Genomic DNA, 11,691 nt, shown 5'->3' on the forward strand with positions numbered 1-11,691 from the left:
CACTGGAACAAACGCTAGGTAAGTGGCCACAAATATGTCAATGCATTGGAAACGCAGATATGTTGCATTGAATCAGGGCAATGCATATTCACTCGGCCACTCTCGCCGAGGTTCGTACTCTTCGGTCCGTTTTGCTACCGGACTGTTGTTCCCCAGATTTGCAATATGTTTTCCGTCACCCGCCCTGCCCGACTCCGGCCGCCCCGGCGAGTTCCGCCCGGAACGGCGGCCGGGCCCAGGCCACCCCGAGTTCGGAGAGCAGTGCCATCCGATCCCCGGCCAGCCGCAGCGCACCGTCGATGCCCTCGATCACCCGTACCCGTGCCGGCCCCGCACCGACCGACACCGCGTCGACCAGGGTCGGCTCCGGCGCGGTCCCGATCGCCTCGACCACGGCGGTGAACGCCTCCGTGGCGGCCAGCGGCGCGATCAACGGCACCCCCGCCGGGTCGGCGCGATGGGCCAACAGGTTCTCCAACAGCCCGACCCGGCCCGGCACCTGCCGCGCGACCGTCTCACCCGGCAGCCTGAGCCGGTCGGTCGGATACTCCAGCACCGCCCGGCCGGCCGTACCGTGCACGATCACCTCGCCCGGGATGAAATCCTCCCCGGCCAGCGTCACCGCGACCACCACCGGCGGGCCGCCGTCCAGCGTCACCCGCATCGTGGCCGTGTCGTCGACCTCGATCGGCCGGGTCCGGTAGCGCTCCACCTCGACCGACACCGGGCGGCCCGGCGCGCACCCACCGGCGATCACCAGCGACTGCATCACGGCGTGGGCCAGCGGGTTGACCAGGGCTCCGTCGAGTACCGGCCGGCCGTCGACGGACCGCCGGCCGGCCCACGACGAGCGGGCGTAGTAGGCGTCGTCACGGCGCCACGACGCGACCGCCGCGACGCCGGTGACCGTACCCAGGGCACCGGAGCCGACCGCCTGCCGCAACTCGGTCAGCGCCGCCGACCCGAGCGCCTGGAACCCGACCTGGCAGGTCCGCCCGGCCGCCGCCAGCGCGTCGGCGAGCGTGGCGTGCTCGGCCAGCGTCAGCACCGGCGGCTTCTCCAGCAGCAGATCGGCGCCGGCCGCCACGCAGTCCAGCGCGATCGGCAGGTGGGTGTGCGCGGGCGTGCAGATCACCACCACGTCGGGCCGGGCGGCGCGCAGCATCTCCCGGTGGTCGGTGAACACCCCGACCCCCTCGGGTACGGGCGCGTCCGGCGCCGCCTCCACCGGCCGTACGTCGACCAGCGCGACGAGCCGGAGCCGGCCGGACTCGTGCAACGGGGCCAGCGCCCGGCGGTGCCACAGCCCGTGGCCGCTCGCCCCGATCAGGGCGACCGTCGGTGTCGTCACCGTTCCTCCTCCATCTCACTCCACCGCGGCAGCGGCCCGCTCCCGCTCCACCGCGCGGCGGCGGGACCCGGTCCCGCCGCCCGGCGGTCGTACGGTCAGGTCGCCCCGGCCAGCGTCGCCTCGACGCCGTGCCGGTCCAGCGCGGTCAACCAGTCCACGATCAGTTCACGAACCACATCGTCGTCGGCGAGCCCGGACGGGAACACCTCGGTCAGGCCGAGCAGCGCGGTGACCACACCGGCCGGGGTCCCGTCGCTGTCGGCGAGCGCGGCACCGATCATCGGCGCCAGCGGGTCGTCGAGCGGCAGCGCCGAACCGTCGTCGGCGCGACCCTGCGCGAACCGCATCCAGGCGGCGACCACCAGGGCCGCCCAGCGCGGGCTCGCCCCGACCGCCCGGCGGTCGAGGATCGTGTGCAGCACCCGCTGCGGAAGCTTCTGCGATCCGTCCATCGCCACCTGTACGGTGCGGTGGCAGATGACCGGGTTGGCGAACCGCTCCAGCACCGTCTCGCCGTACTCGACCACCGAGACGCCGTCCGGCGGCATGAAACTGTTCGCCACGTCCTCGGCGACCAGCCGGCGCAGCACCCGCGTCAGGTGTGGGATCCGCAGCGCGTCGGCGATCGTCTCCCGCCCGGCGAGCGCGCCCAGATAGGCGGTCGCCGAGTGCAGGCCGTTCAGGGTCCGCAGCTTCAGCCGCTCCCAGCCGCCGGCGTCGTCGGTGAGCACCGCGCCCGCCCGTTCCCACGCCGGCCGGCCGGCCGGGAACCGGTCCTCGATCACCCACTGCCGGTACGGCTCACCGGCCACCGCCATCAGGTCGGCGACCCCGAGCGCCCGCTCCGCCGTCGCGAGGGTGTCGGGGGTGCTGGCCGGGACGATCCGGTCGACCATGGTGCCGGGGAACGTCACGTTCGCGTACACCCAGTCGACGGCCTTGGCGGGCGCGTCGGCGTACTCCAGCGCCTGGGTCACCAGACCGGCCAGCCGCCGGCCGTTGGACGGCAGGTTGTCGCAGCTCACCAGCGCGATCGGGCCGGCGTGTGCCCGTGCCCGGGCCAGCAGCCCACGGACGAGCAGGCCGGGTACGGTCACCGGCGGCCGGTCGCTGGTGAGGTCGGCGGCCACGGCCGGGTCGGGCCGCAGCACGCCGGTGGCCGGGTCCAACTGGTACGCCTTCTCGGTCACGGTCAGCGTCACCACCCGGATCGCCGGATCGGCGAGCAGCGCGACGATGGCGGCCGGGTCCCCGGCGGCGTGCCGTACGCCGGCGAACGCGCCGATCACGTTGGTGCCGGTCCCGGCGGCCGACATCGTCGTGACGCTGAACAGGTTGTCCTGCTCGGTGAGCCGGCGCACGGTGTCGAGGCTGCGCGGGGCCACCGCGACGATGCCCCAGTCACCGCCGGCGGCGGCGATCGCCGCCTCGGTGTAGACCGCCTGGTGGGCCCGGTGGAAGGCGCCGAGCCCGAGGTGCACGATGCCGGCGGACACCTCGCCGGGGCGTACCAGCGGGCGGCTCTCGGCGGGCAGGTGACGGAGCGTGTCGAGCCGCAGCCGCCCGCCCGGGGCCGGGTCGGGCCGGCTGCCGGTCGCCGCGCCGGGCTGGCTGGTTATCGCCACGCCGGGCCGTCCGGGAAGGAGAACTCGGCGATCGAGGCGGGCCGCATCGTGCTGCTGTAGCCGGGCTGTTCGGGCACCAGGTAACGGCCGTCCCGGGTGCGTACCGGGTCGACGAAGTGCTCGTGCAGGTGGTCGACGTACTCGACCATCCGGCCCTCCAGCGACGTACCGACCCGCAGGTAGTCGAAGATCGCCAGGTGCTGGACATACTCGCAGAGGCCGACGCCGCCGGAGTGCGGGCAGATCGGCACCCCGAACTTGGCCGCCATCAGGATCTCGGCGAGCACCTCGTTGACCCCGGCGACCCGGCAGGCGTCGATCTGCATGACGCCGATCGCCTCGGCCTGCAGTAGCTGCTTGAAGATCACCCGGTTGGCCGCGACCTCGCCGGTGGCCACCCGGATCGGCGCCACGGCGCGGGCGATCCGGGCGTGGCCGAGCACGTCGTCGGCGTGCGTCGGCTCCTCGATCCAGTACGGGTCGACCTCGGCGAGCCGGGCCATGTTGGCGATCGCCTCGTCGACGTCCCACACCTGGTTGGCGTCCATCATCAGCAGCGCGTCCGGGCCGATCTCCTCGCGGATGATCCGGGCCCGCCGTACGTCGTCTTCGATCGGCCCGCCGACCTTCATCTTCATCGCCCGCCAGCCCTCGGCGTACGCCTGCCGGGTCAGCGCCCGGACCTTGTCGTCGGGGTAACCGAGCCACCCGACCGAGGTGGTGTACGAGGGGAACCCGTCCCGCTCGATGCCGGCGAGCCGCTCCTCCCGGCCGGTCAGGCCCTTGTCGAGGATGGCCCGCGCGTCGTCGGGGGTCAGCGCGTCGGTGATGTGCCGGAAGTCGATGTTGGCGACCAGTTCCTCGGTCGGCATCTCGGCGAGCAGCCGCCACAGCGGCTTGCCCTCCAGCTTGGCCCGCAGGTCCCACACGGCGTTGACCAGCGCGCCGGCCGACATGTGGATGACGCCCTTCTCCGGGCCGAGCCAGCGCAGCTGCACGTCGGCGGTGAGCGACCGCCAGAACGTCACCGGCTCGGCGAAGATCTCGCCGACCGTACGCCCCACGACGTGGTGCGACAGGGCCCGGATGGCCGCGCAGGTGATCTCGTTGCCCCGGCCGTTGGTGAACGTGAACCCGGCGCCGAAGACCCCGTCCGGGGCGTCGGTGCGCAGTTCGACGTAGGTCGCCGAGTAGTCACCGCGGTTGATCGCGTCCGAGCCGTCGCCGGCCGCCGCGGTGGGAAACCGCACGTCGTGTACGTCGACGCCGGTGATGGTGACCGTGCCGCTCATAACCTCTCCCCGATCTTGAAGATCTTCTTCGGCAGCCGGTACGCCAGGTCGACGATGGTCTCGGCCGCCTCGGCAAGCGGCAGCCGTTCCTCGGCGACGAGCCGGGCGAGGAAGCCCGCGTCGATGCGGCGGGCCACGTCGTGGCGTACCGGGATGGAACAGAACGCCCGGGTGTCGTCGACGAACCCGGCCGTGTTGTAGAAGCCCGCGGTCTCGGTGACCGACTCGCGGAAGCGGCGCAGCACCTCCGGCGAGTCCAGGAACCACCACGGGGCACCCAGGTAGAGGGCGGCGTAGCCACCGGCCAGCGGGGCGAGTTCGCGGCTGAAGGTGTACTCGTCCAGGGTGTAGACGACCACCCGCAGCCGCGGGTCGTTGCCGTACGCGTCCAGCAGCGGGGTGAGCGCGTGCAGGTACTCCGTCGCCTGCGGGATGTCGCCGCCGACGTCGCGCCCGTGCGTCTCGTACAGCCAGCGGTTGTGGTTGCGGACCGATCCCGGGTGCAGCTGCATCACCAGTCCGTCCTCGATGGACATCCGGGCGAACTCCAGCAGCATGTGGGCGCGGAACGCCTCGGCGTCGGCCGCGTCGGCCGTACCGCGCAGGCCCCGCTCGAAGAGTGCGGTCGCCTCGGTCTCGGACAGGGCCAGGGTCAGCGCGGTCGGGTGGCCGTGGTCGGACGAGGTGGCCCCGGCGGCGATGAACGCCTGCCGGCGGTCGCGCAGGGCGGCGAGGTAGCCGCGGTAGGTGCCGGTGTCGGCTCCGGTGATCTCACCGAGCCGGGCCACGTTGTCGGCCCAGCCCTCGAACTCCATGTCGACCACGTTGTCGGGACGGAACGTGGTGATCACCCGGCCGCCCGGTCCGCCCCAGCCGTCGGCGGCGAGCTTGGCGTGCCGGCCCAGGTCGTCCAGCGGCGACTCGGTGGTGGCCAGCACCTCGATGTTGAAGCGTTCGAAAAGCGCGCGGGGCCGGAACTCGGGTTCGGCGAGCCGGGCGGCGATGGTGTCGTACACCTCGTCGGCGGTCTGCGGGCCCAGGGCGGTCTCGACGCCGAAGACCTCGGCGAAGGTCCGCTCCAGCCACAGCCGGGAGGGGGTGCCACGGAAGAGGTGCCAGTGCGCGGCGAACCGCCGCCAGATGGTGCGGCCGTCGGTCTCCACCGGCCGGCCGTCGACGGTCGGTACGCCCAACTCGGCCGGCGGGACCCCCTGGCTGAGCAGCATCCGGGTGACGTAGTGGTCCGGCACGATGATCAGCCGGGCCGGGTCGGGGAACGGCGCGTCGTCGGCGAGGATCAGCGGGTCGACATGCCCGTGCGGGGAGATGATCGGCTGGTCCTTGGCCAGCGCGTACAGTTCCCGGGCGAGAGCCCGCTGGGTGGGCTCGGCCGGGAAAAGGATGTCGGATCTGGGTGTCGGCGACACGTTGCGGTCTCCTCGCAAGTGCATGGTCGGGATCAGGTCACGGGGCGGCCGGCTCGGCCGGCCGGCAGTCAGGTCACGGGGCGCGGCCGGCTCGGCCGGCCGGCACTCAGGTCACGGACAGCAGGTCGGCGACCCGCACCGGCTGCCCGGTTTCGAAGGAGCGGTTCGCGGCCAGGCCGGTGAGCAGGGCGAGGGCCCCGTCACGGGCGGTGGCGCCCCGGGTCATCGGGTCGGCCGCGCCGCCGAAGAGCACCCCGGTCATCCGGGCGTCGGCGCCGCCGTGGCCCTCGCGGCGGTAGCCGGGCACCGGCACCTCCCGGGGCCTGGTCCAGAACGGCCGTACGGTCAGGCTGACCGCGCCGGACTCGGCGGCGGCCTCGGTGCCGTGCAACGCGGCACCCTTGAGCGCGCCGGCACTCTGCGGGCTGACGTGGTCGCTCTCCACGACCTCGAGTTCGAGGCGGCCGCGGCTGCCGTTGAACATCACCCGGTAGCCCTCCCAGGGCGCGTACGCGGTGAGGTGGTAGGTCAGGGTCGCGCCGGTGGAGTAGCGGGTGAGGACCGCCATGTCGTCCTCGATCGTCACGCCGGGCGCGAAGACGTTGCGGTCGCGGTGGTAGCCGTCCTCGGTCTCGGCGTCGAGGTAGAGCGCGCGCAGCCGGGGGTGCTGTGCGAGGTGCATCGCGAACGGGTCGTCGGTGGCCGCCGGTGAGCCGTGCACCCGGTCGTAGTCGCGGGCGTAGCCGTGCCGGTGCCCGGCGTCGGAGCCGTAGAAGAACAACCGCCCGGCGGCGTAGACCTCGACCGGCACCGCGTCCAGCCACCAGTTGACCAGGTCGAAGTGGTGGCTGGCCTTGTGCACCATCAGCCCGCCGGAGTTGGCCTTGTCGCGGTGCCAGCGGCGGAAATAGTCCGCGCCGTGCCGTACGTCGAGCAGCCACTCGAAGTGGACCGAGCCGATCTCGCCGATCTCGCCGGCGGCGATGATTTCGCGCACCTTCTCGTGCAACGGGTTGTAGCGGTAGTTGAAGGCGACCGCCACCGAGCCGCCGGTCGCCTCCACTGCGTCGAGGATCCGCTGGCAGCGGGTCACGTCGACGGTCATCGGCTTCTCGGTGATCACCCGGCAGCCGGCCCGCAGCGCGCCGACGATGTATTCGTCGTGGGTGCTGTCGACGCTGGTCACGAGCACGGTGTCGACGCGTTCCTTGTCCAGCATGGCGCCGAAGTCGGCCGCCCGGTACGTCGGCACGGCCGGTGCGGCCAGCTCGCGCAGCCAGGCGTTGTGGGCGTCCATCCGGGTCTGGTTGACGTCGGCCAGCGCGACCAGTTCGGCGGTCGCGCCGTGGTCGAGGACCAGGGAGCGGACGAACATCTCCGCCCGCGCACCAGCTCCGACCAGGGCGTAACGCTGCCGTCGACCGGGTTCGCCTGACATTCCGCACCGCCTCCGTAACTGCAAACGTTTGCAGCAGAAATAACCATGTAACCGAAGGATCGTCAACGCTCGACGGCAAAGTCGCCCTGATTGTCCTAGTTAGCTACCGTTCAGGACGCCGATCGGGAACCTCGCCGCAATGATCCGGTAATCCAGGCGTTGACACCCGAGCAACCGTTTGCATTAATTGGCGCACCGAAGTGACGACAGCCACAGTGCGAAAGGGATTCACGTGCCTGCCACCATTCGGGACGTAGCCCGGGCCTGCGGGGTGCACATCTCCACCGTCTCCCGCACGTTCTCGGCCCCGCACCTGGTCAACCCGGAGACCCGTGGTCGCGTGTTGGCCTGCGCCGAGCACCTCGGTTACCGCCCCAACAAAGCCGCCCGTGCACTGATCACCGGCCGTACCCACAACATCGGCCTGATGGTCGCCGACATCGCCAACCCGTTCTTCCCGCCCCTGATCAAGGCGGCGGAGAGCCAGGCCCGACACCGGGACTACCACATCTTCGTGACCGACACGAACGAAGACCCGTCGGTCGAGGAGGAGCTGGTCCACGCGCTCGCCAAGCAGGTCGACGGGGTCCTGCTGTGCAGCCCCCGGATGAGCAACAGCCTGATCGAGCAACTCAGCCGGGAGGTGCCGCTCGTCGTCATCAACCGGCAGGTCACCGGCCTACCCGCGGTCGTGATGGACGTCGGCCAGGGCGCCCGCCTGGCCATCGAACACCTGACCGGCCTCGGCCACCGCGAGATCGCCCTGCTCAGCGGTCCGCGCGGCTCGTGGACCAGTCGTGAGATCCGCCGCGCTGCCGGCGCGGCGGCCCGTGCCGCCGACGCCACCCTCACGGTGCTCGGCCCCAACCCACCAACCGAAGACGGCGGTCAGAGCATGGCGGACCAGGTCCGCCGCGCCGAGGTCACCGCCGTACTGGCCTACAACGACCTGATGGCGATCGGCCTCATCGAGGGGCTCGACGCGCTCGGGATCGGGGTGCCGAAAGACATCAGCGTGGTCGGCATCGACGACATCTCGCTGAGCCGGCTCACCCGCCCCAAATTGACGACGGTGGCCACCCCAACCGCGGCCGCCGGCCGGACGGCCGTCGACATGCTGCTACAGCACGGAGACGACCGTCGCACCACCGCACAGGTAACGCTGCAGACCGAACTGGTCATTCGCGACTCAACGAGCCCGGGCCCGCATTGCCCTGCGGGCCCGGGCAGCACGGCGACAGCCGCCCTCGAAGGAGTCGCCTCCTAACGCCAAGGAGTGAGCGCAAATGCACCCCGCTTCATCCCCGACGGCGGACGCCCCGCGCGACCACCGTACCCCTTTCCGTCGTGGCCGTAGGCTACGTGCCCTGGTCGCGGCGGTCGTCGCACTGCCCCTGGTCCTCGGCGCCGCGGCCTGCGGTGGCGAGGACAACGAAGCGAGCACCGACCCCAACGCCCCGGTCGAACTGTCGATCTTCTGGTGGGGCGGTGAGGCACGCGCCAACCTCACCGAGCAGGCGCTCGCCCTCTACACCCAGAAGCACCCCAACGTCACCTTCAAGAAGACCTGGCAGGCCAACCAGGGCTACTTCGACAAGCTCGCCACCCTCACCGCCGGCGGCGACGCCCCCGACATCTTCCAGATCGACGACAACTTCCTGACCGAGTACGCGTCGCGCAACACCACGCTCGACCTGACCTCGTACAAGGACGACAACAAGCTCGACGTCACCAAGTTCCCGGAGAGCCTCTGGCAGTACGGCGTCGTCGACGGCAAGCTCGCCGGTATCGCCTCCGGCGAGAACACCCAGGGCCTGGTCTACAACAAGACGCTGCTGCAGAAGCACAACCTGCCCGAGCCGACCACCGGCATGAGCTGGGAAGACTTCATCACCTGGGCCGAGCAGGTCAGCAAGACCACCGGAACCCCCGGGACCATGGACCCGAGCGCCGACTACAAGGCGTTCTGGGTGTGGCTGCGCCAGCAGGGCAAGGACCTCTACAAGGGCAAGGACCTCGGCTTCGACGAGTCCGACGTGACCCGCTGGTTCGAGCTGTGGAAGGGCGCCCGCGACCGCGGTGCCACCCCGACCGCCGACGTGATCCACGAGGGCAACGCCACCGACATCACCAAGCAGCTCGTCGTCACCGGCAAGGCCGCCACCTCGTTCGTGTGGGTCAACCAGCTGCCGGAGCTGAAGAAGAACACCAAGGACGAACTCGGCGTCATGGCCTACCCCGGCGACCCGAGCGCGCAGTGGGCCCGGGCCTCGATGTACTGGTCGGTCTTCCGCGGCACCAAGCACAAGGACGTCGCGGTCGACGTACTCAACTTCCTGTCCAACGACCCCGAAGCCGGCAAGATCCTCGGCACCGACCGGGGCCTGCCGTCCAACCTCGACGTACGCAAGACCGTCAGCGACGCCGTCACCGACCAGGCCATGAAGACCTCGATCCAGGTCGAGACCGACCTGGCCACGAAGTTCGGCCCGTCCCCGCAGGTGCCGCTCAAGGGCCACAGCAAGGTCCGGGCCGAGCTGATCAAGTCGGCCGAGGAGGCCCAGTACGGCCGGCAGACGCCGGCCCAGGCCGCCGCCGCGTTCCTGACCGCCTGCAAGTCCGCGATCGTATAGCCCGTCACGAGATCGGAGAGGAGTCGACTCGTGGCGTTGACCACGGCGCCCCAACCGACCTCGCGCACCAAGGACCCGGTCCGGACCTCCGCTAAGCGGGGGTCCGGACGGGTCCGGCGGCGCGAAGGTCTGGCCGGGTACGTCTTCCTGTCGCCCTGGCTCATCGGACTGATGGCCATCACGGCGATCCCCATGCTGCTTTCGCTCTACCTCAGCTTCACCAACTACGACATCCTCAGCAGTTGGTCCGAACTCGAATGGGTCGGCTTCGCCAACTACGAGCGGATGTTCACCGCCGACCCGTCGTACTGGCACGCCGTACAGGTGACGCTGTCGTTCGCCCTGATCGCCGTACCGCTCAAGCTGGCCGCGGCCCTCGCCGTCGCCCTGCTGCTCAACCGCGCCTGGCGCGGCGTCGGGCTGTTCCGCGGCCTGTTCTACCTGCCGTCGCTGCTCGGCGGCAGCGTGGCGCTGGCCATCGTCTGGGTCAACATGTTCAACCGCGACGGGGCGTTCAACTCGTTCCTGAGCATCTTCGGCATCGAGGGCAAGCCCTGGGTCAACGACCCCGACTGGGCCCTGGAAACCCTGATGGTGCTGGCCATCTGGCAGTTCGGTGCCCCGATGGTGATCTTCCTGGCCGGCCTCAAGCAGGTGCCGACCGAACTCTACGAAGCCGCCTCCGTCGACGGCGCCGGGCCGGTACGCCAGTTCCTCAACATCACCCTGCCGATGCTGTCACCGGTCATCTTCTTCAACCTGGTGCTGGAGACGATCAACGGATTCCAGGGCTTCACCGCCGCGTTCGTACTCAGCAACGGCACCGGCGGCCCGGTCGACTCCACACTGATGTACACGCTGAACCTCTACATCACCGGCTTCACCGAGCTGGAAATGGGCTACGCATCCGCCATGGCCTGGGTCTTCCTGCTCGCCATCGCCGCCATCACGATCGTGCTCTTCAGCACCGGGCGGTTCTGGGTGCACTACTCCGACGGGGAGGACCACTGATGGTCACCCAGACACCGGCAATCGCCGCCACCCGCCGGTCCGGCGGCGGCCGGCAGGCGCTGCGCCTGCTCATGCTGATCGCGATCCTGGCCGTCGTCCTCTACCCGCTCATCTGGATGATCGGGACGTCGTTCAAGTCGCAGGAAGAGATCGTCAACAACATCGGCCTCCTGCCGGAACGGTTCACCCCGGGCAACTACACCAACGGGTGGACCAACTTCGACGTCAACTTCGGCCGGTTCTTCTTCAACAGCGCCCTGGTCAGCCTGCTGACCGTCATCGGCAACGCGGTCTCCTGCCTGCTCGCCGCGTACGCCTTCGCCCGGCTGCGGTTCAAGTTCCGCGGCATCTGGTTCGCCATCATGATCGGGACGCTGCTGCTCCCCGGTCACGTGCTGATCGTGCCGCAGTACATCCTGTTCCGCACCTTCGACATGGTCGGCGGCCCCTGGCCCTACCTGCCACTGGTCGTACCCCAGTTCCTGGCCACCGAGGCGTTCTTCGTCTTTCTCATGGTCCAGTTCATGCGGGGCATCCCGCGCGAACTCGACGAGGCTGCCAAGATCGACGGCGCCAGCTCGTACGGCGTCTTCTACCACGTCATCCTGCCGCTGAGCAGGCCGGCGCTGGTCACCACGGCGATCTTCTCGTTCATCTGGACCTGGAACGACTTCTTCCGGCAGCTCGTCTACCTGTCCGACCTCGACGACTACACGGTGCCGGTCGCGCTGACCCTGTTCATCGACTCGACCAGCCAGAGCGCGGTCGGCCCGATGTTCGCCATGTCGGTGCTGTCCCTGCTGCCGGTCTTCCTCTTCTTCGTCGCATTCCAGCGGATGCTCGTCGAGGGGATCAACACGAGCGGGCTCAAAGGGTGAAACCGGAGGGTCACGGCGTGCCAGTCGGTGGTTGCG

At 70.1% G+C, this 11,691-nt stretch carries 9 protein-coding genes; 4 read left to right on the forward strand and 5 right to left on the reverse strand.

Annotation, left to right across the window (positions count from 1 at the left end; genetic code table 11):
- Positions 1 to 175: 175 nt before the first annotated feature.
- From QCD66_RS33775 to QCD66_RS33795, 5 genes are all read right to left on the reverse strand, one after another.
- Positions 176 to 1,351 (reverse strand): Gfo/Idh/MocA family oxidoreductase, encoded by a 1,176-nt coding sequence (locus QCD66_RS33775; RefSeq protein WP_364211125.1) that lies wholly within the window; start codon positions 1,349 to 1,351, stop codon positions 176 to 178.
- A gap of 95 nt (positions 1,352 to 1,446) precedes the next feature.
- Positions 1,447 to 2,970, reverse strand: coding sequence for a mannitol dehydrogenase family protein (locus tag QCD66_RS33780; protein ID WP_375735173.1), 1,524 nt, complete (start codon positions 2,968 to 2,970; stop codon positions 1,447 to 1,449).
- On the reverse strand, positions 2,967 to 4,268 hold the full coding sequence (locus QCD66_RS33785) for an enolase C-terminal domain-like protein (RefSeq protein WP_375735165.1): 1,302 nt from the start codon (positions 4,266 to 4,268) through the stop codon (positions 2,967 to 2,969). The genes QCD66_RS33780 and QCD66_RS33785 overlap by 4 nt, the downstream gene beginning before the upstream one ends.
- Positions 4,265 to 5,719: a glucuronate isomerase gene (uxaC, locus tag QCD66_RS33790; protein ID WP_375735166.1), complete on the reverse strand. Its 1,455-nt coding sequence runs from the start codon at positions 5,717 to 5,719 to the stop codon at positions 4,265 to 4,267. The genes QCD66_RS33785 and uxaC overlap by 4 nt, the downstream gene beginning before the upstream one ends.
- Before the next feature lie 82 nt (positions 5,720 to 5,801).
- On the reverse strand, positions 5,802 to 7,133 hold the full coding sequence (locus QCD66_RS33795) for a Gfo/Idh/MocA family oxidoreductase (RefSeq protein ID WP_357535407.1): 1,332 nt from the start codon (positions 7,131 to 7,133) through the stop codon (positions 5,802 to 5,804).
- 232 nt (positions 7,134 to 7,365) lie between these two features.
- On the opposite strand from QCD66_RS33795, the gene QCD66_RS33800 reads away from it, so the two are divergent.
- From QCD66_RS33800 to QCD66_RS33815, 4 genes are read left to right on the forward strand one after another with little or no spacing between them, the layout of a single operon-like run.
- Positions 7,366 to 8,400, forward strand: coding sequence for a LacI family DNA-binding transcriptional regulator (locus QCD66_RS33800; protein ID WP_357535405.1), 1,035 nt, complete (start codon positions 7,366 to 7,368; stop codon positions 8,398 to 8,400).
- 19 nt (positions 8,401 to 8,419) lie between these two features.
- Positions 8,420 to 9,766 (forward strand): extracellular solute-binding protein, encoded by a 1,347-nt coding sequence (locus QCD66_RS33805; RefSeq protein ID WP_357535403.1) that lies wholly within the window; start codon positions 8,420 to 8,422, stop codon positions 9,764 to 9,766.
- A gap of 30 nt (positions 9,767 to 9,796) precedes the next feature.
- A complete protein-coding gene (locus QCD66_RS33810; protein ID WP_364211114.1) occupies positions 9,797 to 10,777 on the forward strand; it encodes a sugar ABC transporter permease in 981 nt (326 codons plus the stop codon).
- Complete coding sequence (locus QCD66_RS33815; protein WP_364211111.1) at positions 10,777 to 11,655, forward strand: carbohydrate ABC transporter permease; 879 nt, start codon at positions 10,777 to 10,779, stop codon at positions 11,653 to 11,655. Before QCD66_RS33810 ends, QCD66_RS33815 begins: the two co-directional genes overlap by 1 nt.
- The last annotated feature ends 36 nt before the right edge of the window (positions 11,656 to 11,691 follow it).

It is taken from the genome of Polymorphospora sp. A560, assembly GCF_045781765.1.
GTDB lineage: Bacteria > Actinomycetota > Actinomycetes > Mycobacteriales > Micromonosporaceae > Polymorphospora > Polymorphospora lycopeni.

Bases quoted from the DNA above. Each gene is read 5' to 3' on its own strand.
- QCD66_RS33785 (WP_375735165.1), bottom strand. From the start codon at position 4,268: ATGAGCGGCACGGTCACCATCACCGGCGTCGACGTACACGACGTGCGG.
- uxaC (WP_375735166.1), bottom strand. From the start codon at position 5,719: ATGCACTTGCGAGGAGACCGCAACGTGTCGCCGACACCCAGATCCGAC.
- QCD66_RS33795 (WP_357535407.1), bottom strand. From the start codon at position 7,133: ATGTCAGGCGAACCCGGTCGACGGCAGCGTTACGCCCTGGTCGGAGCT.
- QCD66_RS33805 (WP_357535403.1), top strand. From the start codon at position 8,420: ATGCACCCCGCTTCATCCCCGACGGCGGACGCCCCGCGCGACCACCGT.
- QCD66_RS33815 (WP_364211111.1), top strand. From the start codon at position 10,777: ATGGTCACCCAGACACCGGCAATCGCCGCCACCCGCCGGTCCGGCGGC.